Source organism: Pseudomonas sp. Pseusp10 (assembly GCF_059492225.1).
This window is the reverse complement of the sequence record NZ_CP168528.1, coordinates 1,134,493-1,158,910: the sequence shown is the minus strand read 5'-3', so window position 1 is coordinate 1,158,910 and position 24,418 is coordinate 1,134,493. Positions and strand designations below refer to the sequence as shown.

The 24,418-nt window shown below is 61.1% G+C and carries 21 protein-coding genes and 1 riboswitch; of the genes, 7 read left to right on the top strand and 14 right to left on the bottom strand.

The annotated features are described in order from the left end of the window. Position 1: 1 nt before the first annotated feature. Positions 2–961, top strand: coding sequence for a caspase family protein (locus ACEN8Z_RS05165; protein ID WP_116262983.1), 960 nt, complete (start codon positions 2–4; stop codon positions 959–961). Further along, positions 961–1,452 carry a toll/interleukin-1 receptor domain-containing protein gene (locus ACEN8Z_RS05160; RefSeq protein WP_310064323.1) on the top strand — a complete coding sequence of 164 codons (492 nt, stop codon included), beginning with the start codon at positions 961–963 and terminating at the stop codon, positions 1,450–1,452. The genes ACEN8Z_RS05165 and ACEN8Z_RS05160 overlap by 1 nt, the downstream gene beginning before the upstream one ends. A gap of 238 nt (positions 1,453–1,690) precedes the next feature. Here ACEN8Z_RS05160 and motB read toward each other — a convergent pair whose 3' ends face one another. Beyond that, the gene (gene motB, locus ACEN8Z_RS05155; protein ID WP_495596966.1) at positions 1,691–2,728 is read right to left on the bottom strand and encodes a flagellar motor protein MotB; all 1,038 of its coding nucleotides are present in this window, start codon (positions 2,726–2,728) and stop codon (positions 1,691–1,693) included. 3 nt (positions 2,729–2,731) lie between these two features. Beyond that, positions 2,732–3,583, bottom strand: coding sequence for a flagellar motor stator protein MotA (gene motA / locus ACEN8Z_RS05150; protein WP_495596965.1), 852 nt, complete (start codon positions 3,581–3,583; stop codon positions 2,732–2,734). A 166-nt stretch (positions 3,584–3,749) separates the two neighbouring features. Here motA and ACEN8Z_RS05145 point away from each other — a divergent pair, with 166 nt between their 5' ends. Genes ACEN8Z_RS05145 through asd form a run of 3 tightly spaced genes read left to right on the top strand, consistent with a single transcriptional unit; the run spans position 3,750 to position 7,024 of the window. After that, complete coding sequence (locus ACEN8Z_RS05145) at positions 3,750–5,288, top strand: HDOD domain-containing protein (RefSeq protein ID WP_495596964.1); 1,539 nt, start codon at positions 3,750–3,752, stop codon at positions 5,286–5,288. A gap of 41 nt (positions 5,289–5,329) precedes the next feature. Next, positions 5,330–6,145 carry a thiosulfate sulfurtransferase gene (gene rhdA / locus ACEN8Z_RS05140; RefSeq protein ID WP_495596963.1) on the top strand — a complete coding sequence of 272 codons (816 nt, stop codon included), beginning with the start codon at positions 5,330–5,332 and terminating at the stop codon, positions 6,143–6,145. 18 nt (positions 6,146–6,163) lie between these two features. Next, a complete protein-coding gene (asd, locus tag ACEN8Z_RS05135; protein WP_007996539.1) occupies positions 6,164–7,024 on the top strand; it encodes an archaetidylserine decarboxylase in 861 nt (286 codons plus the stop codon). Between the two features lie 133 nt (positions 7,025–7,157). Here asd and serB read toward each other — a convergent pair whose 3' ends face one another. Continuing rightward, on the bottom strand, positions 7,158–8,372 hold the full coding sequence (gene serB / locus ACEN8Z_RS05130) for a phosphoserine phosphatase SerB (RefSeq protein WP_007996540.1): 1,215 nt from the start codon (positions 8,370–8,372) through the stop codon (positions 7,158–7,160). Positions 8,373–8,507: 135 nt separating this feature from the next. Here serB and ACEN8Z_RS05125 point away from each other — a divergent pair, with 135 nt between their 5' ends. Then, a complete protein-coding gene (locus tag ACEN8Z_RS05125) occupies positions 8,508–10,025 on the top strand; it encodes an AhpA/YtjB family protein (protein WP_495596962.1) in 1,518 nt (505 codons plus the stop codon). 250 nt (positions 10,026–10,275) lie between these two features. On the opposite strand, the gene ACEN8Z_RS05120 is transcribed toward ACEN8Z_RS05125, so the two are convergent. From ACEN8Z_RS05120 to ACEN8Z_RS05080, 9 genes are all read right to left on the bottom strand, one after another. Further along, complete coding sequence (locus ACEN8Z_RS05120; RefSeq protein ID WP_495596961.1) at positions 10,276–10,989, bottom strand: PqiC family protein; 714 nt, start codon at positions 10,987–10,989, stop codon at positions 10,276–10,278. A gap of 175 nt (positions 10,990–11,164) precedes the next feature. After that, positions 11,165–13,432, bottom strand: coding sequence for a DNA topoisomerase IV subunit A (gene parC / locus ACEN8Z_RS05115; RefSeq protein WP_116262974.1), 2,268 nt, complete (start codon positions 13,430–13,432; stop codon positions 11,165–11,167). 7 nt (positions 13,433–13,439) lie between these two features. Continuing rightward, complete coding sequence (locus ACEN8Z_RS05110) at positions 13,440–13,964, bottom strand: retropepsin-like aspartic protease family protein (RefSeq protein WP_495596960.1); 525 nt, start codon at positions 13,962–13,964, stop codon at positions 13,440–13,442. Continuing rightward, positions 13,961–14,950 carry an esterase-like activity of phytase family protein gene (locus tag ACEN8Z_RS05105; RefSeq protein WP_495596959.1) on the bottom strand — a complete coding sequence of 330 codons (990 nt, stop codon included), beginning with the start codon at positions 14,948–14,950 and terminating at the stop codon, positions 13,961–13,963. The genes ACEN8Z_RS05110 and ACEN8Z_RS05105 overlap by 4 nt, the downstream gene beginning before the upstream one ends. Beyond that, positions 14,950–16,854 carry a DNA topoisomerase IV subunit B gene (parE, locus tag ACEN8Z_RS05100; RefSeq protein WP_007996550.1) on the bottom strand — a complete coding sequence of 635 codons (1,905 nt, stop codon included), beginning with the start codon at positions 16,852–16,854 and terminating at the stop codon, positions 14,950–14,952. Before parE ends, ACEN8Z_RS05105 begins: the two co-directional genes overlap by 1 nt. A 50-nt stretch (positions 16,855–16,904) precedes the next feature. After that, positions 16,905–17,513, bottom strand: a complete 609-nt coding sequence (locus ACEN8Z_RS05095) for a YqiA/YcfP family alpha/beta fold hydrolase (protein WP_108230458.1) — start codon at positions 17,511–17,513, stop codon at positions 16,905–16,907. Positions 17,514–17,715: 202 nt separating this feature from the next. Next, the gene (gene cpdA / locus ACEN8Z_RS05090; protein WP_495596958.1) at positions 17,716–18,531 is read right to left on the bottom strand and encodes a 3',5'-cyclic-AMP phosphodiesterase; all 816 of its coding nucleotides are present in this window, start codon (positions 18,529–18,531) and stop codon (positions 17,716–17,718) included. Between the two features lie 112 nt (positions 18,532–18,643). Continuing rightward, positions 18,644–19,096, bottom strand: a complete 453-nt coding sequence (locus ACEN8Z_RS05085; protein WP_007977461.1) for a DUF1249 domain-containing protein — start codon at positions 19,094–19,096, stop codon at positions 18,644–18,646. Continuing rightward, positions 19,087–19,704 (bottom strand): NUDIX domain-containing protein, encoded by a 618-nt coding sequence (locus tag ACEN8Z_RS05080; RefSeq protein ID WP_007991550.1) that lies wholly within the window; start codon positions 19,702–19,704, stop codon positions 19,087–19,089. The genes ACEN8Z_RS05085 and ACEN8Z_RS05080 overlap by 10 nt, the downstream gene beginning before the upstream one ends. Before the next feature lie 224 nt (positions 19,705–19,928). Here ACEN8Z_RS05080 and ACEN8Z_RS05075 point away from each other — a divergent pair, with 224 nt between their 5' ends. Next, entirely contained in the window at positions 19,929–20,675 is a 747-nt protein-coding gene (locus tag ACEN8Z_RS05075) for an RsiV family protein (protein ID WP_495596957.1), read from the top strand. Here ACEN8Z_RS05075 and cytX read toward each other — a convergent pair. Both cytX and thiC read right to left on the bottom strand, forming a co-directional pair. Next, the gene (cytX, locus tag ACEN8Z_RS05070) at positions 20,644–21,936 is read right to left on the bottom strand and encodes a putative hydroxymethylpyrimidine transporter CytX (protein WP_495596956.1); all 1,293 of its coding nucleotides are present in this window, start codon (positions 21,934–21,936) and stop codon (positions 20,644–20,646) included. The two genes, ACEN8Z_RS05075 and cytX, sit on opposite strands and share 32 nt — an antisense overlap. A gap of 151 nt (positions 21,937–22,087) precedes the next feature. Continuing rightward, complete coding sequence (thiC, locus tag ACEN8Z_RS05065; RefSeq protein ID WP_007996558.1) at positions 22,088–23,977, bottom strand: phosphomethylpyrimidine synthase ThiC; 1,890 nt, start codon at positions 23,975–23,977, stop codon at positions 22,088–22,090. 164 nt (positions 23,978–24,141) lie between these two features. Next, positions 24,142–24,247, bottom strand: a riboswitch (TPP riboswitch). Between the last annotated feature and the right edge of the window lie 171 nt (positions 24,248–24,418).

The following is a 24,418-nucleotide window of genomic DNA, read 5'->3' as shown; positions in this document are numbered from 1 at the left end:
CATGCGCAAGGGACTGTTTATCGGCATCAACGATTACACCCATGTATCGCGCCTGAGCGGTTGCAGTAATGACGCCATGGCCATGGCCTCCGTGCTGAAGACCGACGCCAATGGCGATCCAAACTTCAAGAACATCGTGCTGACCTCCGCCGAGGACTACCTGAGCCGGGAAAAGCTCGAAGACCAGATCCGCGAGCTGTTTGCCGGGGACTGCAATGTCGCGCTGCTGTATTTTGCCGGCCACGGCAGCTTCGACACCGACACCGATGAAGGCATGTTGATCCCGCAGGATTACAAGAGCGCCAAGGACGGGATTCGCCTCAGCGACATTCTCAACTGGGCGAGCAAGGCCACGAAGATCAAAAACAAAGTGATCATTCTCGATTGTTGCCAGAGCGGCTCGGCCGGTGAGCTGCGTGCCTTGCGCAGTGAGGGCAGCGTGGTCGGCGAAGGCATGACCATTCTGACCGCCTGCAAAAAGGAAGAACCGGCGATGGAAGGCGTGCAACACGGCGTGTTCACCGGACTATTGCTCCAGGCCCTGCACGGTGGAGCAGCGAACATCCTGGGCAAGATCACGCCCGGCAGCCTCTATTCGTTTGTCGACAACGCCCTCGATGCCTGGGAACAGCGCCCCGTGTTCAAGACCAACGTGTCGCAGTTCATTTCCCTGCGCGAAGTGTCGCCGCTGATCCCCAAGGAAATCCTGCGCAAACTCCCCGAATGGTTTGCCGAAGCCGAGTCGGTGTACCCCCTCGCCCCCAGCTTTGAGCCCACCGAGCCTGAATTCAACCCGGAGCACGGCGACGTCTTCGCCCAGTTGCAAAAGTGCAACCGTCACAGCCTCATCGAACCAGTAGACGCCGAGCATATGTACTACGCCGCCATCCACTCCACCGGCTGCCGCCTCACCGCCCTCGGCGCCTATTACCGCGAACTCGCGATCAAGGGACATTTCTGATGCCAGTGTTTATCAGCTACCGCCACATGGATCGCGCCCACGCGGTCAAAATCAACACGCGCCTGATCCAGGCCAGCATCAAGACCTACCTTGATGTACTGGATGCCGAATCCCAGACCACCGACGACATCACCGGGGTGATTACCCGCAACATCAGCGAATGCACGCACCTGCTGGCAGTGGTGTCGGAGAAAACCGCGCTGTCCTGGTGGGTGCCGTTCGAAATCGGCGAGGCGACCATCACCAACCGGCGCATCTGCTCGTTCAAGACCGGCCCGGCGGAACTGCCGCTGTACCTCGATAAGTGGCCGAAGCTGACCAGCGACCGGGACATCGAGTTCTTTATCGACGCCTATCGAAACGAGGCGATGCTCAAGCGTTCGATGGCTCTGGATTCGGTGACCGGTAGCGAGTCAGTGCGCAGCGTTAACAAATCCAATGCGGATCGCTTCCACGCCGACCTCAAGTCCCGAATCATCCGTGGGTTCTGACGCCACTCTGCTCCCCGATCCGTCCACTTGACCGGTCGGGGTTTCCCTCACCCATCATCTGTAGGAGCCAGCTTGCTGGCGATGGACTCCAGTACGCCAAGTGGATCCAGACAGCACGCGTTATCGTTGACGACCATCGCCAGCAAGCTGGCTCCTACAGGCGATCGTGCCCCTGGTGGCCTCCAAACCAGTGAAAGCCGCACAAAAAAGCCGACATCGCTGTCGGCTTTTTTGTCGGTCACTGCTTGGGCGGTTCAGCCGGTTTGGCTGGCTCACCCGGTTTCGGTGCCGGGTCGTCGAACAAGTTCAGACGCTCGCGCAGTTCGTGAGCCGGCAGCGGTTCCTTGTCCGCCGGCAACGCATTCGGGTCGACCGGCGCGGCTCCCGGAGCTGCCGAACCTTGCGGTGCCTCAGGTGCTGGTTCCGCGCCTTGCGAACCTTCGATCGCATGCTGGGCTTTCCTGGTCAGCACCACGATGTCGATGCGACGGTTGACCGGGTTGAACGGATGCTCGCGATCGAACAGGGCCGACGAGGCATAACCGACCACGCGCGCCACCTGCGCCTCCGGGTAGCTGCCCGCCACCAGCGCACGACGTGCGGCATTGGCACGGTTGGCTGAAAGCTCCCAGTTACCGAAATCACCGGTGCCGGTGTACGGCTTGGCATCGGTGTGGCCGCTGATGCTGATCTTGTTCGGCACCGCTTTGATGGTGTCGGCCATGGCCAGCAGGATGTCTTCGAAATACGGTTTCAGACGGGCTGAACCCGAGTCGAACATCGGCCGGTTCTCGGCATCCACGATCTGAATGCGCAGGCCGTCCGGGGTGATTTCGAACAGGATCTGGTCCTTGAACTTCTGCAGTTGCGGGTTTTCTTCGACCTTGTTCTGCAGTTCTTGCAGCAACAGTTCGAGGCGTTCTTTTTCGACCTGCTCGGCCATGCCTTCGACCTGGTCGGTATCGATGGTGACCTTGTCCGGCTGCGGCTGGGACTTCACCTCGGGGTTGAGGGTGTTTTCCGGCGCCAGGGTCGGTGTGCCGCCCAGATCGATGATGTACGGCGTACCGCTTTCGGTGAAGCCGATCGGGTCCTTGAAGTAACCGGCGATGGCGATCTTCTGTTCCGGCGTTGCCGTGGACAACAGCCATAACACCAGGAAGAACGCCATCATCGCTGTCGCGAAGTCCGCGAAGGCGATTTTCCAGGACCCCCCGTGGTGCCCGCCCGCGTATTTCTTGACGCGCTTGATGATTATTGGCTGGTTATTTTCCATAACTTAGCGACCGCGAACCGCTTGTTCCAGCTCAGCGAAGCTAGGACGGTGCGCCGGATACAGAACCTTGCGGCCGAACTCCACCGCCAGCGATGGCGGCATGCCGGAAGCCGAAGCAACCAAAGAGGCCTTGATGGCTTCGTAGACGTTCAGTTCTTCCTTGGCATCGTGACCCAGGGCGTGGGCCAACGGACCGAAGAAACCATAGGCAGCGAGAATACCGAAGAAGGTACCTACCAACGCTGCACCGACGTGCAGACCGATCATTTTCTGGTCGCTTTCACCCAGGGAAGCCATGGTCACCACGATACCCAATACCGCCGCGACGATACCGAAACCGGGCATGGCGTCGGCGATGCCGTTGACAGCGTGGGAGGGGTGGTCCAGGTCTTCCTTGAGGCTGGTCAGCTCCATGTCGAACAAGCCTTCAAGCTCATGGGGAGCCATGTTGCCGGAAGACATGATGCGCAGGTAATCGCAGATGTACGCGGTCATGCGCTCATCCTTCAACACCGTCGGGTACTTGGCGAAGATCGGGCTTGCGACGGCATCTTCGATGTCACCTTCGATCGCCATCATGCCTTCGCGCCGGCTCTTGTTAAGGATCTCGTAGATCAGCCCCAGCACTTCCAGATAGAAGCCGTGGTTGAAGCGCGAACCGAACATGCCAAAGGCCTTCTTGAGCACGCGCATCGTCATGTGGCCGGGGTTGGCCTGCAGGAATGCGCCAAGGGCCGCCCCCCCGATAATCATCACCTCGAAAGGCTGGATGAGTGCGCCGATTTTGCCGTGGGAGAGCACGTATCCGCCGAGCACGCTCGCGAATACGACGATGATGCCGATAATTTTAGCCATAGGTAGGAGAGCACTTACTGAGTCGGGTTCAAGGTCATATTCGGAAGTTAAAAAATCTCTTCTTCTACTTATCGGCAAAACTGCGCCAGACTATAGGCCGTTCAGGCGAAAAGCCAATTTGACCCCATCCGGGCATAGGTAATGTTGACGATGATCGCCTCCAACCATGGTTAACGAAACGAACGTTCCAACGCCAAAACCGACGACGCTCGAAGGCTGGGTCAAGCTGCTCGACAGCGTGCGCCTGCCTGTTCCGCAAGCCAGCCACGACCGGGTCTGCAAGGCCATCCGCGACAATCGCAGCTCGCTGCGCGACATCGCCGACCTTATGCAAGGCAGCCCGGCCCTGGCCCTGAGCGTGATTCGCGAAGCCAACCGGCACCCCCAAGGCGGCATGACCGCGCCGGCGGAAAACCTTGAGATCGCGATCAATCGCCTCGGGTTGAAGCGCACGGAAGAGCTGCTCGCGCGCCTGCCCGTCAACCCCCAGTCCGGGATTCCCAAAGCCCTGCGTCAGTTACAGATGATCAGCCAGCACGCCACGCAACAGGCCAACGGCTTTTTTGCCAGCCGCCTGGCACGCCTGTGGCAGGACATCCACTGGGGCAGCCTGCTGTTTCTTTCGCCCCTGTGGCCGTTGGCGCTGACCCATCCAGAATTGCTCGAAGACTGGGAGCTGCGGGTCGTCCATAAAGGTGAGTCGGCACGCAAAGTCGAACAGCAACTGTTTGGCGTACGCCTGCTGGACATTGGCCAGGCACTGGTGGAGACCTGGCGCTTGCCGATCTGGGTGCAACAGGGTTATCGGCTGCTGCTCACCGAACAGCGGGAACTGGTGAAAGTCCTGCGCATCGCCCGTGACAGCGAGCATCCACTGCGCCAGCAGAACCGCCTCGATGACGATCCCACCCTGCGCCGCTGGCTCAATCAACCGGCCAATACAGTGTTGCTGGCCAATGGGCTGGCACTTTCGGCGCAACAGGCCTGGGACAGCCCGCACAGTGAGCGCTGGCAGTACCTGACCAGCCTTTACCTGCAAATGCCGATGGACGAGGTGCAGCAGCAACTGCACCAGCAAGCCGCCAACAGCGCACGCCAACACGCCATGCCCGACCTCTGGCACCCCGCCGAATCGCTGATCTGGCCGTGGGGTATGAACCGTATCCACGCCGGTTTGCTGCCGGCGGCGGCACCGAGTGCCGAAGAGCTGGCGACGTGGCGCAAGCAATGTGCCGAATTGCTGGTCGAGCCGAGTCGTTTCACCAACGCCATGCACTTGACCATCGCCGCCCGGGACGCCCTCGCGGCCTGCGGCATGCGTCGGGTGATGATCCTGATGGCCGACCGCACCCACGCCAACCTGCGTGTGCACCAGACGGCCGGCCTGCCGAAGGAAGCGGCCGGGCTGAACTTCGTGGTCAGCCAGAGCAACGTGTTGCAACGCCTGCTCGCACAACAAGCCCAGGTGCGCCTGACGCCAGCCAACAACGCGCAATTCTCGGCCCTTTTGCCCAACAGCCTGCGTTCGCAGTTCAGCGGCGAACATCTGCTGCTGCGCTCACTGGTCAACAATGGCCGGGTGATCATGATCGTCGTGGCGGATCAGGGCGGCGGGCCGTTTTCGGAAATTTCCGTACAGGCCTTCGGCAAAACCGCGCAATGCATCGAAAAAGCCCTGCACAGCTTTAGCCACCGAGGCCAATAAGCTGCGTTACAATCCTCCCTTTTGTGCTCTGGAGACCTCACATGTCTGACTTCTCTGGCTTGCCGCTGGTGATCGAGCCGAGCGACTTGCTCCCTCGCCTCGACGCCCGCGAACTGATTCTGGTGGACTTGACCAGTGCCGCCCGCTACTCCGAAGGGCACATTCCCGGCGCGCGCTTTGTCGATCCGAAACGCACGCAACTCGGCCAACCCCCCGCTCCGGGACTGATGCCTCCGAAGGCAGCACTCGAAGCGCTGTTTGGTGAGCTGGGACACAATCCCGATGCGGTCTACGTGGTGTATGACGACGAAGGCGGCGGTTGGGCCGGGCGCTTCATCTGGCTGCTGGATGTCATCGGCCACAGCAAGTACCACTATGTCGACGGCGGCCTGCCGGCCTGGCTGGCAGAAGGTTTGCCCATGTCCATCCAGATTCCCCCAACCGTGGGTGGCCCGGTTTCATTGACCTTGCACGACGAACCCACCGCCACCCGCGAATACCTGCAAAGCCGTCTCGGCGCCGCCGACCTGGCAATCTGGGACGCACGCGGGCCGCTGGAGTATTCAGGTGAGAAAGTCCTGGCAGCCAAGGGCGGGCACATTCCCGGCGCAGTCAATTTCGAATGGACCGCCGGCATGGATCCGTCACGCCAGTTGCGCATCCGCACCGATATGCAGCAGATCCTCGAACAACTCGGGATCAGCAAAGACAAAGAAGTGATTACCCACTGCCAGACCCATCATCGTTCTGGCTTCACCTATCTGGTGGCCAAGGCTCTCGGTTATCCGCGGGTCAAGGGCTACGCCGGCTCCTGGGGCGAATGGGGTAACCACCCCGACACGCCCGTAGAGATTTAAGATTTTTAAGGACAGTTAATGAACAAGCGTCTGTTTCTCCTCGGCCAGTACCTGCTGCCCCACAACTTGCTCTCGCGACTGGCCGGCTGCATCGCCGAATGCCGCGTGCGCTGGTTCAAGAATGCCTTTACCGCTTGGTTCGCCAAGCGTTATCAGGTGGACATGTCCCAGGCGCTGGTCGAAGACCTGACCGCCTACGAGCACTTCAACGCGTTCTTCACCCGCGCGCTGAAAGACGGTGCCCGTCCACTGGACGAGACCCCGGGCGCAATCCTCAGCCCGGCCGACGGCGCGATCAGCCAGCTCGGCCCGATCGAACACGGTCGCGTGTTCCAGGCCAAGGGCCACAGCTTCAGCGTGCTGGAACTGCTGGGCGGCGATGCGGCGAATGCTGCGCCGTTCATGGGCGGTGACTTCGCGACCATCTACCTGTCGCCGAAGGACTACCACCGCGTGCACATGCCGCTGGCCGGCACCCTGCGCGAGATGGTCTACATCCCTGGCCGCCTGTTCTCGGTCAACCAGACAACCGCTGAAAACGTTCCGGAACTGTTCGCCCGTAATGAGCGCGTAGCGTGCATTTTCGACACCGAGCGCGGCCCGATGGCCGTGGTGCTGGTGGGTGCGATGATCGTTGCATCGATTGAAACCGTCTGGGCGGGCCTGGTCACGCCTCCGAAACGCGAGCTGAAGACCTTCCGTTACGACGAAGCCTCCCGCGCACCGATCCACCTGGAAAAAGGTGCGGAACTGGGTCGCTTCAAGCTGGGCTCGACCGCTGTCGTGCTGTTCGGGCCGGATCAAGTGAAGTGGGCAGAGGAAATGACTGCTGGTACAGCGGTGCAGATGGGTCAGGGTATGGGCTCACCGAAAGCCTGAAAGGCACACCACCACTCACTGTAGGAGCGAGCCTGCTCGCGATGAACCTGAGAACGACGCGGGTATTCAGAAAGCCCGCGTCATCGTTGGCGACCATCGCGAGCAGGCTCGCTCCTACAGTAGTTTTGCGGTGTTACAGCTGTCCGTCGCGATCGCGCAAGCCGAGCAGGTACAACACACCGTCCAGCCCCAGCGTCGAAATCGCCTGCTTGGCCGACTGCTTGACCAGCGGCTTGGCGCGGAATGCCACGCCCAACCCGGCAATCGCCAGCATCGGCAGGTCGTTGGCACCGTCGCCAACCGCAATGGTCTGCTCCAGGCGCAAGCCTTCCTTGTGTGCCAGTTCCTTCAGCAAATCGGCCTTGCGCTGCGCATCGACAATCGGCTCGACCGCCACGCCGGTGACTTTGCCGTCGACCACTTCCAGTTCGTTGGCAAACACGTAGTCGATACCCAGCTTGGCCTGCAATTGCTTGGCGAAGTAGGTGAAGCCGCCCGATAGAATCGCGGTCTTGTAGCCCAGGCGCTTGAGTTCGGCGAACAGGGTTTCAGCACCTTCGGTCAGGCGCAATGAGGCGCCGATAGAGTCCAGCACGCCAACATCCAGACCTTTGAGCAAGGCCAAACGCTCTTTGAAACTCGCGCGGAAGTCCAGTTCGCCAGCCATCGCCCGCTCGGTGATTTCCGATACTTTGTCGCCGACACCTGCAGCCTTGGCCAGCTCGTCGATCACTTCGGCTTCGATCAGGGTCGAGTCCATATCGAACACCGCCAGGCGACGGTTGCGACGGAACAGCGAATCTTCCTGGAAGGCGATGTCGACGTTCAGTTCCTGGGCGACGCTGAGGAATTCGGCACGCAGTGCTTGCGGATCAGCCGCCTCGCCGCGCACGGAGAACTCGATGCAGCCCTTGCCCTTGTCGGCCGGCGTGTCGAGCGGCATACGCCCGGACAGACGATCGATGTGGTCGATGTTCAGGCCATATTTCGCGGTGATCGAACTCACGGCCTGCAACTGCCCGGCTGTCACCTTGCGGGTCAACAGGGTCACAATGTGGCGTTTTTTGCCCTGGTTGCCGACCCACTGCTGGTAGTCCTGTTCGGACACCGGCGTGAAACGCACCTGTTGACCGAGCTCATAGCCCTTGAACAGGATGTCCTTGAGCACGGACTTGCCTTGCTCGGTGTCGGGAATTTCAACCAGGATGCCGAACGACAAGGTGTCGTGGATCACCGCCTGACCGATGTCGAGAATGTTCACACCACCCTGGGCCAGAACGCCGGTAATGGCCGCAGTCAGACCCGGACGGTCGACTCCCGTGATGTTTATCAGGACGATTTCGCGCAAGGCGCACCCCCGCAGGTGGAAAAAAACCGCATTCTACCCACTTTCAGTGACCATCGGGCACCGTGAGCGCTTTGACGGTCTGGGGCCTGTCGCTATACTGCGCGTCAACTTCACGGACAAAAGAGCCGAGCTCAAGTGAACCGGCCCACGCCAGTAAAAACCGATAACTTCTTCCTGCTGATCTTCCGTGCACTGCGCCACCGCCGTGTACCGATTGCATTGCGCATCGCCAGCCATAACGTGATCCTGGTCGCCCTGGCCCTGGTCATCTATGCCGGCGTGATGGGCTTGCAGTTCAAGCAGGCCATGCACGAGCAGGCGGATGCGCTGGGCGAAAGCCTGACCACGCAGACGGCCACGTCGGCCACCGAGCTGTTGGTGTCCAACGACATCCTCAGCCTCAACGTGCTGCTCAATAACCTGACCAAGAACAAGCTGGTGGCCCACGCCGCCATCTACAGCCCGGACAACCGCATCCTCGCCGAGTCTGGTCAGCGTCCCAAGCATGGCCTGCTGGGCGAAGCCGAGGGCATGTACCAGAGCAAGATCACCTTCCAGGACGTGACGGCCGGGCAATTGCGCATCAGCCTGGACATGGACCAGTTCCAGCAGCCGATGACCATCAGCCTGCAAAGCATGGGCATTCTGAGCGCCATCCTGCTGGCCCTGTCCCTGGCCCTGAGTCTGCGAATGGGGCGTTATCTCTCCACGCCGCTGCTGCAATTGCGGGTGTGGCTGCGCAACATCGATGAATACACCCCGGCCACCGACCGCCAGGACGAAATCGGCGACCTGGCGCGTCAGCTGCACGCCAACTTCGCCCCGGAGCCCGCCCCTGTGCCGGAACCGGAACCGGAATTCGACGACGTCGATGATGAGGCCGACCCGGCCTTCGAAGTCCGTAACCTGCGCGACCCGAGTTTCGACGAAAGCCGTCCGGTAGCGGCGCTCAAGCCCGCGCCACGGCAGATCGTCAGCACCGTCGAAGACGACGATGACGAAGACCCGTTCGCCGACCTGCGCGACGAGTCGCTGGGCAGCACCCCACAACCGGTGATTCGCAAGGCCACGCCGAGCGTGCCGCAACACAGCGCGGTACTGGCGGTGCAACTGGGTTCCCAGGAGCAACTGCGACGCCTGCCGCGGGCGCGCCTGGAGGAACTGCTCGAACGCTATCGCGACTGCCTCGACCAGGCCGCTTCGCTGTATCAAGGCGAAGTGGAGACCTTGAACGACGGCAGCACGCTGATGCTGTTCCACACCGAAGACAGCGGCGACGACTACCTGACCAATGCCATTTGCTGTGGCGAGTTGCTGCGGGCCCTGGGCCACCAGTTGCAGATCGAAGTCGCGGACAGCGGCATCACCCTGCAATTGCAGCTGGGCCTGACCCTCGGCGACGAACTGTTCGGCCTGAGCCAGATCGACCTGCTGCTGACCGACTCCGCCCAGGACGCCCTGGCCCTGTCGCAGCACAGCCGCAACCTGCTGCTGGTGGAGCGCAAGATCAGTGACGACGCCTTGATCCGCCAGCGGGCACGGATCCGACCGATTGCCAGCCCTGAAGGTGCGTGCTGCGTGGAGCGGTTGATGGAGCCGTATCCATCGATGCTGGAGCGGCAACTGGCGCGGATGCACGAGCGTCGCGCTTAAGCCTTGGCCCGGCCACAATGAAGCCCGCAGATGAGTGATCGTCTGCGGGCTTTTTTGTTGCCTGTTCTGGCCTCATCGCGAGCAAGCTCGCTCCCACAGATTCAGGGGCGTTCACTTGATTTGTGTACGACACGGACACTGTGGGAGCGAGCTTGCTCGCGATGAGGCCGGCACAGGCGCTAGATATCTCCAACCTGCAGAAACAACAAAGCCCGCATCAATGCGGGCTTTGTTTCAAATCCATCCGGGGTCAGAAGCGGAACACTTCCATATCCGTACGAACAGGCGCGGCCATCGGGATCTTCGGCTGTTTTTCCTGCTCTACCGCAGGCGCTGTCGGCTTGACCGCCGGTTTGCGCGGGACTTCGGCGATCGGCGGCTGATTGGCCAGCGGCTTGAGCGCCACCGACAGTTGCTCGGCCAGGCGTTGCAGCAACACGCCCTGCGCCTGAACCTGAGCCGCCGTACTACCTGCATGCTGTTCCTGCAAATGGATGATGCGGTTCTCACGGACCTGCCCGCGACGATCGATCAGGCGCCATTGCGCGTCGAGGATCGCCGGTTGTTTTTCACCCGAATCCAGGCGTGTGATGGTCAGCAGCACTTGAACATCCGGGGTGAAACCCACTGTAGCCGGCGCCAGCACTACGCGCTGGCTGTCCAGATGACCTGCGACCTGACGCAGCAGCAGTTGGTCGATATCCGACGAAAGGCTGCCCGCCCAACGACCGTCCGTCGAGGCTTGCAGGCTGCCATCCGGCTGACGCTGCAACAAGGTTTCGCGTTGCAGGTAGTCGGCCACGGTAACCGGCCCCAACAATACCGCCATGCCAGCGTTCTGTGCAGGCTGAGCCGGACTTCCAGCGTCCAGCTGATACAACGACACCGGTTGGTGAACGCTGCAGCCCGCCAGGCCAAGAATGCCGGCGAGCATAAGAATAAAAGGAAGGCGCAGAGCAGTCATCGTCCCATCCAGGTGATCGCTAAAAGGCTGATCACAGTGAAAATACTCAACAAATATGAAGAACGCGCGGCAGTGCCGGCGCTTGAAAGGCCATATCATCCGTGAATATGCGTTCCGACTCCAGCGCAAAGCGCCGAACTACGGGTTAAATCGTAGTTCGGCGCTTCTAAGTCGCCTAATTTAGGTTTTCGACGAGCAGTGCATCTACCCGCTGGAAACCACGCGGCAATTTGTTGCCACGACGGCCACGTTCACCTTTGTAGTGTTCGAGGTCGTCCGCTTTCAGCGACAAGGTACGCTTCCCGGCCTGCAACACCAGTGTTGCACCGTCCGGCAATACGGCGATGTCCGTCACATACTCTTCGCGACTGGCCACTCGCTCACCGGGAATCCCGATGATCTTGTTGCCTTTGCCTTTTCCTAATTGTGGCAGGTCGCTGATCTTGAAGATCAGCAGGCGACCTTCGGTCGTCACCGACGCCAGCCAGTTCTGTTCACGATCAGCCACAGGGCGCGGCAGCATGACCTTGGCGTTGTTCGGCAGGCTCAACAGGGCCTTGCCCGCCTTGTTCTTGGCCTGCAGGTCTTCACCCTTGACCACGAAACCGTAACCGGCATCGGAGGCGATCACGTACAGCGCATCGTCTTCGGGCATCAGCACGCATTCGAAACTTGCCCCTGGCGGTGGCGTCAGGCGGCCGGTCAGCGGTTCGCCCTGGCCACGGGCCGACGGCAAGGTGTGGGCAGCCACCGAATAACTGCGGCCGGTGGAGTCGATAAACACAGCAAACTGGTTGGAACGCCCGGCGGCCAGCGCCTTGAAACCGTCCCCGGCCTTGTAGGAAAGCCCGGTGGCATCGATCTCGTGGCCTTTGGCGGAACGAATCCAGCCTTTTTCCGACAGCACGACCGTCACTTTCTCGTTCGGCAGCAGATCGTGCTCGGTCAGGGCCTTGGCTTCGGCACGCTCGACAATAGGCGACCGGCGGTCATCACCGTAGGTTTCAGCGTCCTTGATCAGTTCGCTGCGCACCAGTTTTTTCAACTTGGCTTCGCTGCTCAGCAGGGCTTGCAGCTTGGCTTGTTCCTTGAGCAGTTCATCCTGCTCGGCACGCAGCTTCATCTCTTCCAGTCGCGCCAACTGACGCAGGCGGGTGTCGAGGATGTAGTCGGCCTGGATTTCGCTCAGGGCGAAGCGTTCGATCAGCCTGGCCCGTGGCTGCTCCTCGGTACGGATAATGTGGATCACTTCATCCAGGTTGAGGTAGGCAATCAGCAAACCGTCCAACAGGTGCAGACGACGCTCGACCTTGTCGAGGCGGAATTGCAGGCGACGACGCACGGTCTGCACCCGGAACTCCAGCCATTCGACCAGCAACGCGCGCAGGTTTTTCAGCTGCGGCTTACCGTCCAGGCCGATGATGTTGATGTTGACCCGGTAGCTCGACTCCAGCTCGGTGCTGGCGAACAGGTGTTGCATCAGCGCATCGTGGTCAAAATTCTTCCGCGCCCCCGGAATGATCACGATCCGGCATGGGTTCTCGTGGTCGGACTCATCGCGCAGGTCAGCGATTTGCGGCGCCTTGGACGGTTTGGCCTGCATCATCGCGGCGATCTGCTCCAGCACCTTGGCGCCCGAGACCTGATGCGGCAGCGCGGTGACGATGATGTCACCGTCTTCGATGTGGTACACGGCGCGCATGCGCACCGAGCCGCGACCGGTTTCGTAGATTTTCAGCAGGTCGGCGCGCGGGGTGATGATTTCCGCTTCGGTCGGGTAATCCGGGCCCTGGATGTGTTCACAGAGCTGTTCGACCGTGGCTTTAGGCTCATCGAGCAAACGCACGCACGCCGTGGCGACTTCGCGCAGGTTGTGCGGCGGAACGTCAGTGGCCATGCCCACGGCGATGCCGGTGGTGCCGTTGAGCAGGATGTTCGGCAAACGTGCCGGCAATACCAGCGGCTCGTCCAGCGTGCCGTCGAAGTTCGGGCCCCAGTCTGCCGTGCCCTGGCCCAGCTCGCTGAGCAGCACCTCGGAATAACGCGACAGCCGCGCTTCGGTGTAACGCATGGCGGCGAAGGACTTGGGATCATCCGGTGCACCCCAGTTGCCCTGGCCGTCGACCAGCGTGTAGCGATAGCTGAACGGCTGGGCCATCAGGACCATGGCTTCGTAGCAGGCCGAGTCGCCGTGGGGGTGGAATTTACCGAGCACGTCACCGACGGTACGCGCCGATTTCTTGTGCTTGGAATCGGCGTCCAGCCCCAACTCGCTCATGGCGTAGATAATGCGCCGCTGTACCGGTTTCAGGCCGTCGCCGATATGCGGCAAGGCACGGTCCATGATCACGTACATGGAGTAGTTGAGGTAGGCATTTTCGGTGAAGTCAGCCAGTGACCGGCGTTCTACACCGTCCAGGCTGAGATCAAGGGAGTCGCTCATGCGGGCCTCATCGGTTCGTTGTCTGGCGCAGCAGCATGGTGCCACCGCGCTGGGTAAATTCAAGTTTGTTCAGTGCGCTCATGCCGAGCAACACCTGATCGCCATGCAGCCCCGGGGCCACCAATGCGCGCACGTCGTGCAACACGATGTCGCCCAGTTGCAGGCGCTCGATACGGGTGCGATAGCCCTGGCTGAAGCCATTGGCCGTGCTCAGGGTCACGCCGAATCCTTCTTCGAGCTTCAAGCGCCTGGCCAGGTCCGCCGGGATCGACACATCGGTCGCACCGGTGTCGAGCATGAAGTCCACCGTCTGGCCGTTGATCTGGCCACTGGCGACAAAATGCCCTTGGGCATTGCTGATCAGTTTCACCTCGATGAAACCTTCGCCCTGCTGCGAGCTGACTACCACATTCGGATTTTGCTGACGCGCTTCCCACTGGCCAAAAAACCGCGTGGCCAGAAACAGCGCCGCACACCAGGCCAGCACCATGAACACCCGGCCGATGCGCTGCGCCGGGGTTTGCTGCCTCACGGCTTGGCACTCCAGCCACCTTCCGGTGCAGCGAAGCGCCAGACCACCGGACGCACTTCGCCATCGGCACGGGCGCCAAAGTTGTTGTCGACACCGACCCAGGCGCCATCGGCATCCACGATCAATGCTTCTTCCAACCCGTAGTTCTGTGGATAACGACGGTTTTCCTGCAACAACTCGGCAGCGTACGACCAGCAGCGCTCGACCTTGGCCGTCTGGGGATCCCGGCGGCAGATCTGGTAGGCGTTGCGTTCAAGGGTGAACAGCTTGCCGTTGAACAGCGACAGGTCAGAGAAATCCCGCGCGACAGCTTTAGCGTGGGGAAACTGCTGGGGCTGCATTTCCATGCCCGCCTCGCTCAGCAGCACGCAGCCACCGTCGCAGTCCCACAACGTCTGTTTGCGCTTGATCATCAGCAGCCCGCGGCCTTGACGCTCGGCGGCGAGCCACATCTGATCGCCCGCCGGATTGATCGCCAGCCCTTCGAACAGCGCGTTGAATTGCAACAGCAGGCCGCTGGCCCGCGCCTCGCGAACCAGCATCGGCGAGATTTTCAACCAAGAGGCAGGCCCCGTTGGCGGCACCTGCAAGACAGCGGCATGGCCTTCACTGACCACATAACGATTACCGGCGCTGTCGCAGGTGATGCCCTCGAAGTCCAGATTACCGCCACGCACGAACGAGGCGCCCCAAACGCGAGACTTCAGCCCCCAGGGCAATCCGCTGTCGGGCACCGTCGGTACGTCAATGTGCACCGTTTCGGCCTGCCAGGCAGATTCGCTGGTATCGAGGCGGTAGATCTGATCATCGTCGCGGTCGGAAACCGCCCACAGATCATTGCCGCACTGCGCCAGCCCCGACAGGTTGCCGCCGCGCATGCCGTCGACGACATGCTCGGACAACAGGCGCAGCTGTATCGCCGGCTCGGCGGATACCGCGATCGACGTCAACATCAACCCGCAGGCCAGGGCAAAGCCCAGACGCATCAGCCCAATACCTCGGCCAGGTTGCCCTTGGACTCCAGCCAGGTCTTGCGGTCGCCGGCGCGTTTCTTCGCCAGCAGCATGTCCATCATTTCAGAGGTAGCCTCGAAATCTTCCAGGGTCAACTGCACCAGGCGCCGGGTGTTCGGGTCCATGGTGGTCTCGCGCAGCTGCGGCGGGTTCATTTCACCCAGCCCCTTGAATCGGGTGACCTGCGGCTTGCCGCGTTTCTTTTCGGCCACCAGACGATCGAGGATGCCATCGCGTTCGGCTTCGTCGAGGGCGTAGTAAATCTCTTTGCCCAGGTCGATGCGGTACAGCGGGGGCATGGCGACATAGACATGACCGGCATCCACCAACGGGCGGAAATGCTGGACAAACAACGCGCAGAGCAAGGTCGCGATGTGCAGACCGTCGGAGTCGGCGTCGGCGAGGATGCAGATCTTGCCGTAGCGCAGCTGGCTCATGTCCGCCGCGCCCGGGTCGACGCCGATGGCCACGGCGATGTTGTGCACCTCCTGGCTGGCCAGCACTTCGCTGCCGTCGACCTCCCAGGTGTTGAGGATCTTGCCGCGCAACGGCAGGATCGCCTGGAACTCTTTATCCCGTGCCTGCTTGGCCGAGCCGCCGGCGGAATCACCTTCCACCAGGAACAGCTCGGAACGCATCGGGTCCTGTCCGGCACAGTCGGCCAGCTTGCCCGGCAGCGCCGGGCCTTGGGTAATGCGTTTGCGCTCGACCTTCTTGCTGGCCTTGAGGCGACGGCCGGCGTTGTTGATCGCCAGTTCCGCCAGCAGCATGCCGGTTTCCGGGTTGGCATTGAGCCACAGGCTGAAGGCGTCCTTGACCACACCGGAGACGAACGCCGCCGCCTCACGGGACGACAGGCGCTCCTTGGTCTGGCCGGAAAATTGTGGCTCCTGCATTTTCATCGACAACACAAAGGCAATGCGTTCCCAGACGTCTTCCGGCGCCAGCTTCACACCGCGCGGCAACAGGCTGCGGAATTCGCAGAACTCGCGCATGGCGTCGAGCAGGCCCTGACGCAAACCGTTGACGTGGGTGCCGCCCTGGGCGGTCGGGATCAGGTTGACGTAGCTTTCCTGCACCGCATCGCCACCTTCCGGCAGCCACAGCAGCGCCCAATCCACCGCTTCTTTATTACCGGCCAGGCTGCCGCAGAACGGCTCATCCGGCAGGCGCTCGAATTCGCTGACCGCATCCACCAGGTAGGAACGCAGGCCGTCTTCGTAATGCCATTCGACTTTCTCGCCGGTGGCCTTGTCTTCAAAACTGACCAGCAACCCCGGGCACAACACGGCCTTGGCCTTGAGCACGTGCTTGAGGCGGCTGATGGAGAATTTCGGGGAGTCGAAGTATTTCGGATCCGGCGCAAAGAACACGCTGGTGCCGGTATTGCGCTTGCCGACAGTGCCGACGACTTCCAGCTCGGTGGCCTTGTAGCCATCCTTGAAGGTCATCTGGTATTCGTTGCCGTCACGCTTGACCCGCACCCGCACTTCGGTGGACAAGGCGTTGACCACGGAAATGCCTACCCCGTGCAAGCCGCCGGAGAACTGGTAGTTCTTGTTGGAAAACTTGCCACCGGCATGAAGCTTGGTGAGGATCAGTTCGACGCCCGAAACACCTTCCTCGGGGTGAATGTCCACCGGCATGCCACGGCCGTCATCGCTGACTTCCAGGGAATGGTCGGCATGCAGGATCACCTGCACCGATGTGGCATGCCCGGCCAAGGCTTCATCGACACTGTTGTCGATGACTTCCTGGGCAAGGTGGTTCGGCCGACTGGTGTCGGTGTACATGCCGGGGCGTTTGCGCACCGGGTCGAGGCCCGAGAGGACTTCGATGGCGTCTGCGTTATAAGAGCTAGCGCTGGGAGTGGCCATGGGGTCTCGTCGTCAGTGTTCGGTGAAAAAAGAATTCATGGGGCTATCGCTCACAATGCGGTGAAATCGATTGCCTGATACAAATCGGCGCCAATGCCGGCAAAACTCAACATGGCCGGCAGTCGCGTGGCAAAACCCTGGAAACTGTGGTCGCCGCCAGCCTGGATACGCAAGGCGCATGCCCGGTAATACTGCTGGGCGAGGCGATAGTCCAGCGTTTCGTCAGCTGTCTGCAACCATACCTGATAACGCTGCGGCTCCTGGGGCGCCGGCACTTCCAGTTCGGCCAGGGCCGTCACGTGGTCGTGGGTCATTTCCCAGGTCTCTTCGGTATACAGGTTTTTCTGCGTCCCCAGAAAGCCGTCGAACATCCGGTGCGGGCTGACGGCAGGGTTGATCAACAGGGCTTTCAAGCCAAGGCGCTCGGCCAGGTGAGTGGCATAGTAGCCGCCGAGCGAGCTGCCGACCAGCAGTGGTCGCCCCAGCTCGGCAATCGCCTGTTCCAGCTGGTCGATAGCCTGGCGCGGGTGGTGGTGCAACGCCGGAACGCGCAAGTGTTCGCTCAGGCCCAGTCGCTCCATCACCTCGACCAACTGACAGGCCTTCTTCGACAACGGCGAGCTGTTGAAGCCGTGGATATAAAGGATCGAACCGGACATTTGAGCTCCCTGACGTCGGCTAAAGAGGCGGAGTTTACAGGGACTCTGGGGAATCGGGGATATCCGCAGAATTCGAGGTGTCTTTGAAGACGTCATCGCGAGCAAGCTCGCTCCCACATTGGATCTGCGTCATTCACAAATCCCCTGTGGGAGCGAGCTTGCTCGCGATGGCCGCGCCTCGGTCTACCTGAAAAATGAACAGTCAGTAGCCGTTGGAGCCGTAATCCACAGTGAAATCGAACCCGGTAACCCGCTCCACCCCGGTTTCCAGCCGCCCGTCGGGCAACAGCCGCAACCAGCGATAGCCCGGCGCCTGCTCTCCGACCTTGAAGTCCTCGCTGCCCGGCTCGAACTGAATGCAGGTGGACGGCGAGGCGATCAGACGCACGCTGTTACGCAATTGATCGATTTCCTGGTGCACATGTCCCCACAGCACGGCACGCACCTGTGGAAAACGATCCAGCACTTCAAAAAACGCCTCGGGATTGCGCAGACCGATAGGCTCCATCCACGCGCAACCAATCGAAACCGGATGATGGTGGAAGCACACCAGATGGTGGCGCTCCGGCGCTTCGCTCAACGAGCGGGCGAGCAACTGCAACTGTTCGTCCTGCAAATACCCCGGCACCGAGCCCGGCACCGCCGAGTCGAGCAGCGTGACCCGCCAGTTGCCGATATCCACCACCGGATCGAGCAAAGCACTCTGCACCGCCGCCGCGGCCATGATCTGCGGCTCGTCGTGGTTGCCGGGAATCCAGCGCGCCGGCGCGTCCAACTGGCTCGTCATCTCGCGAAATTGCTGATAGGACGCAAGCGTCCCGTCCTGGGACAGATCACCCGTGGCCAGGATCAGATTGATCTGCGGCTGTTGCGCGCGCACCAGCTCGATGACCTTTTGCAGACTGTCGCGGGTGTTCATGCCCAGCAACGCACCGTCCGCTTCGGCAAACAGGTGGCTGTCGGAGAGTTGCACCAGCAACGCCGGATCGGCGGTGGTCAATGTGGATACGCTCGGCAAGGCGTTCTCCCAGGGCGTGATCACGGGGATGGGTAAGTGCCGCAATTATGCTGGGGGACGGTCGAAAGGGGAAATCTGTGAACCTGACGCAGTTCACAACTGCGGTGCTCAGTTAACGGACGACTTCGTACTCATGCCCCAGCGCCAGGCAATGGCTCAGCCATTCGCCCAGAAACATGTTCAACTGGGCCTTTTCGTCCGGCTGGTGCATTGAGGCGTTCGGGTAAGGATAGATGCCGCGAAAGCGTCGCGCATGTTCGGCGCTGACCACTTCGGCCATGCGCGCGTCGTGATAGACCTGCACTTCCAGTTGCGGTACCGGCAACCACGGCAGGCTGTGTTCCTGACGCACTTGCAGGGTCGTGGTGTAAGGACAGGTCAGCAACACTTCCAGAGCCAGCACACCCAGCATCTGGTCGCCATGGGTCACGGCGATGCGCCGCGCGGCGGGCTCGCTGCGCATGTCCGGCAGCAGTCGCATCAGGCGCGCGTAGTTCGCCTCGCAGGACGCTTGCAGCCCCACCAGGTCCACCCGATAGCGATCGCGCAGCTTGTTTACGACCATAACCCCCTCACTTCAACGCGGTTCAAAGCCAGCCATTGCAAGGCAATGATGCTCGCCGCGTTGGCAATACGTCCGTCGCGCACGGCTTGCAGGGCATCGTCGAAAGCCCAGACCGTGACGCGAATATCTTCTGCCTCTTCCTCCAGCCCATGCAGGCCGCCAACCCCGGTTGTGTCGCAACGCCCCAGGTAAAGATGCACGAATTCGTTGCTGCCGCCCGGCGATGGAAAGTATTTGAGCATCGGCCAGAGCGCCCCGATTTCCAGCCCAGCTTCCTCCTGCGCCTCGCGGTGAGCAACTGCTTCCGGCACTTCATCCTTATCGATCAGACCAGCGACCAGTTCGATCAGCCACGGGTTGTCGGTCTTGCCCATGGCGCCGACGCGAAACTGCTCGATCAGCACCACTTCATCGCGCTGCGGATCGTAGGGCAGCATGCAGACCGCGTCATGGCGAACGAACACTTCACGATTGATCTCGCGGCTCATGCCCCCGGCGAACAATTCGTGGCGCAAGTGCACGCGTTCGAGTTTGTAAAAGCCCTCGTAGCACTTTTCGCGCCGCACGATATCAACGGCGGTCGGAATGGCGTTGGCAAAATCCGTCATGACAATCCTCTTTTACTGCAAATCCTGTTCGAGGCTCCTTTTTTCCTGGGCCTCGACTTCGCGCCATCCTAACGCGCCCGTGATGTTTGATGCAGCCCCTTTCCCGTCAGCGGGATAGACGGTGAGGGCGAAACCCACTCTAATTAGCTTAGTGGCGAACTGACTGCTTTGTTGAGAGTCGAAGCCGGTAACTTTTTGCCCCCCCTGTTTCAGAAAGGACGCTCATGTCGCTTTTCAAAATCGCCTCCGTGGCCGCTATCGCCCTGACCCTGGGTGCTTGCGCGAGCCTGTTCCAGCCCAACTACCGGACACCGCTGGAAACCACCCGCGACGCTTCCGAGCAACTCAAGCCCGGTTGCAGCAACCCGGATTGTCCGCTGGTCAACATCGATACCGTGCACTTCCCGGCCGAGCCTGCACTTGACGGCATCATCGAAAAACGCCTGCTGCAAATGACCCGTACCTCACCCGAAGCCCCGGTCGCCCCGACCCTGGCGGCTTATCGCGAAGAGTTTTTGCGCACCGCCGGCCCGCGCAACAGCAGCTATCTGCAGGCTAAGGTACGTGAGCAGCATGACGGCTTGGTGATCGTCGAATTATCCAGCTACCTGGACACCGGCAGTGCCCATGGCACCCCAGGTCGAGGTTTCATCAACTATTCGCGCCAGCAGCATAAAGTGCTGACGCTGTCGGACATGCTGGTGCCAGGGCAGGAAGAAGCGTTCTGGAAAGCGGCGCAGGTGGCGCACAACAGCTGGCTGATCAGCACCAAGCTCGATCAGGAACCGGAGTTCGTGAAGAGCTGGCCGTTCCAGAAAACCCGGAACGTGGCACTGACCTACGGTGGGGTGATCCTCAAGTACGAAACCAGCAGCATCGCGCCTTACGCGCTGGGCCATGTCGAACTGAAGATCCCCTACCCCCGCCTGAACGGCATCATCAAGCCCGAGCTGTTTCCCGGCCGTAACTGAAGACCCGGCCCAACACAAGCTGCAGCAGCCCTGCCAGGACCAGTGCCGGCAGGGTGGCGCCGACATCCGGGTACAAGTTGGCCAGCAAATGATAGGTGCTGACCCCGCCCAGCCAGGCGAGCAGCGCCGGCCAGCGCAGTGCCGCCGAGGCCACCTGGCCGCTACGCTTGCGCAGGATGAAGTGGTCCACCAGCACCACACCGAATAACGGCGCAAACACCGAACCGATCAGCAGCAGGAAATTCTGGTACTGGGCCAATGGCGCCAGCAGGGCAATCAGCGTGCAGATAACGCCGATGGCCAGGGCCAGGTGCTCGACTTTGGCGCGCAACAGAATCCCGCTGGACACCGCTGCCGAGTGAATATCGGCAAAGGCGTTTTCCGATTCATCCAGAAGAATCAGCAACAGTGGAATCCCCAGACCGGCCCCGGCCAGCGCCAGCAGCAACGCATTGACTTCACCGCTCGGCGCGAACGCCAGGGTGTAGGCCACGCCCAGGCTCATCAGCCAAAAATTACCGATGAAGAAACCGATGGCGGTGCCACCGAAGACGTTTTTCGCCCGCTTGCCGAAGCGCGAGTAGTCGGCGATCAGCGGCAACCACGACAGCGGCATGGCAATGGCGATGTCGAAACCCACGGCGAACGGCATCGAACCGTCACCGGCCTGGGCCCACAACGCGGCCAGGTCAGCCTTGGCGAACAGGTTCCAGGTCAGCCAGGTGCAAGCGGCCAGCAATAGCCAGATGCCCCATTTGCGCAGGATCTGCCGCACGAAGGTCAACGGACCGCTAACAGCCAGCAGGGTCGCCAGTGCGCCGAAGAACAGGGTCCACAACACCGGATTGGACAGCAGGCTGCCGTCACTGAACGCCTTCGCACCCAACAGGCTGGCGGCGTCGCGCATGACGATGATTTCGAACGATCCCCAACCGATCAATTGCAGCAGGTTCAACACCGCCGGCAGGCTCGCGCCTTTGGTGCCGAGGCTGAGCTTGAGCGCGGCCATCGACGACAGGCCGGTATCACTGCCAATCACCCCGACCGCCGCCAGCAGCAGAACGCCGACCAGGGTGCCGAGGAAAATCGCCAGCAACGAACCCGACAGGCCCAGGCCTGGCGCGAGCAATGCACCGGTCTGCAAGACCATCAGGCCGATGCCGAGGGAAAACCACAGGGAAAACAGGTCACGACCGCCGAACACACGCTTGTCGGTCGGCACCGCGATATCGGGGGAGTAAGTGCTGGGTTGAATACTCAAAGGTGTTATCTCAGAGGGACATTTGTTGTTGTGTTGACCGCTATCGCCAGCAGGCTGGCTCCCACAGGGGACTTGTGAACGCCACAGATCCAATGTGGGAGCCAGCCTGCTGGCGATGAGGCCCTTTCAGGCCCCACCTTTTCAGGTCAGATCAAACTTTCTGGTACAGCTGACTGCCTTCCTGCTTGAAGCGCTCGGCCTGTTCGGCCATGCCCTGGGCGACGTCCACGTCGACCGCTTCGATCCGTTGGTTGGCCGCGTATTCGCGGACTTCCTGGGTGATCTTCATCGAGCAGAATTTCGGCCCGCACATCGAGCAGAAGTGCGCGACCTTGGCCGAATCCTTCGGCAGGGTTTCATCGTGATACGAACGGGCGGTGTCCGGATCGAGTCCCAGGTTGAACTGGTCTTCCCAACGGAACTCGAAGCGCGCCTTGCTCAAGGCATTGTCGCGAATCTGCGCGCCCGGGTGACCCTTCGCCAGATCGGCGGCATGCGCGGCGATCTTGTAGGTGATGATCCCGGTCTTCACATCATCCTTGTTCGGCAGGCCCAGGTGCTCCTTCGGCGTGACGTAGCAGAGCATGGCGCAACCGAACCAGCCGATCATCGCCGCGCCGATACCGGAGGTGATGTGGTCGTAACCCGGCGCGATGTCGGTGGTCAGCGGGCCGAGAGTGTAGAACGGCGCCTCGTCGCAGCACTCCAGCTGCTTGTCCATGTTCTCTTTGATCAACTGCATCGGCACGTGGCCCGGGCCTTCGATCATGCACTGCACGTCGTGTTTCCAGGCAATTTTGGTCAGCTCGCCGAGGGTTTCCAGCTCGCCGAACTGCGCTTCGTCGTTGGCATCGGCAATCGAGCCCGGACGCAGGCCATCGCCCAGCGAGAAGCTGACGTCGTAGGCCTTCATGATTTCGCAGATGTCTTCGAAATGGGTGTAGAGGAAGTTCTCTTTGTGGTGCGCCAGGCACCACTTGGCCATGATCGAACCGCCACGGGAGACGATGCCGGTGACGCGCTTGGCGGTCATCGGCACGTAGCGCAACAACACGCCGGCGTGGATGGTGAAGTAATCGACGCCCTGCTCGGCCTGTTCGATCAGCGTGTCGCGGAACAGCTCCCAGGTCAGGTCTTCGGCCACGCCGCCGACTTTTTCCAGGGCCTGGTAGATCGGCACCGTACCGATCGGCACCGGCGAGTTGCGGATGATCCACTCGCGGGTTTCGTGGATGTGCTTGCCGGTGGAAAGGTCCATGACCGTGTCCGAACCCCAGCGAATGCCCCAGGTCAGTTTCGCCACTTCTTCTTCGATGGACGAACCCAGGGCACTGTTGCCGATGTTGCCGTTGATCTTCACCAGGAAGTTACGGCCGATGATCATCGGTTCCAGTTCGGTGTGGTTGATGTTGGCCGGAATGATCGCGCGGCCACGGGCGATTTCCTCACGGACGAATTCTGGAGTGATGACTTTCGGCACGCTGGCACCGAAGCTGTGGCCGGCGTGTTGCTGGTCCAGCAGGCCGGCGGCACGAGCCACTTCCAGCTTCATGTTTTCGCGGATGGCAACGTATTCCATCTCGGCGGTGATGATGCCTTTGCGTGCGTAGTGCATCTGGCTGACGTTGGCACCCGGCTTGGCGCGACGCGGATTGTTGACGTGAGCGAAGCGCAGCTTGGTCAGCTCCGGATCGGCAAGACGTTCCTGGCCGAAATTCGAGCTCAGGCCGCTCAGGCGCTCGGTATCGCCACGGGATTCGATCCACGGCGAACGCACGTCGCCCAGGCCTTTGCGCACATCGATGATGACATTGGGGTCGGTGTACGGGCCCGAGGTGTCGTACACCACTACCGGTGCATTGACCTCGCCGCCGAAGTCGGTCGGCGTCACGTCCAGACTGATTTCGCGCATCGGCACGAGGATGTCCGGGCGGGTGCCCTGGACATAGATTTTTTGCGAGCGGGTAAACGGCTGAACCGATTGCTGATCGACCTTGGCCGAGTCACTCAGGTTGGTGGCGATTTTTGCTTTTGTAGTCATCACGGGCTCTCCAGACAGCATCCAGGCAGTGGATTTTTGTCGGAGCGAACCTGTAAACGAATGGACGCACGGGCGCTGGGAAAACCAGCTGTGCTGTGCTCGGTGCTCGAGGGGTGTTCGATTGTCGAACAACATCCCGGACGAAGCACAAGAGGACTCGCCGGGTGACGAGAAATCTTGTTCCCTACGCAGGCGCTAACCTGATCAGGTTCAACGGGATCCGAAATTATTCGATCTCAGCCTCATAGCAAGGCACCCCGACAAGAACCCGGCCAGTCTAGACACAACTGGCAAAGAACGCCAACCCCACGGCAAACGCCATGATGAATGGCGTTATTGCACGCAGTATCAGGATTGTTGCCACCCGAATGCACAACTACACTCGCTACGCTGAGCCGCGCATTGACGCTGTCAAAGCAGCGCCTTAGCCTTGGCGTTCAA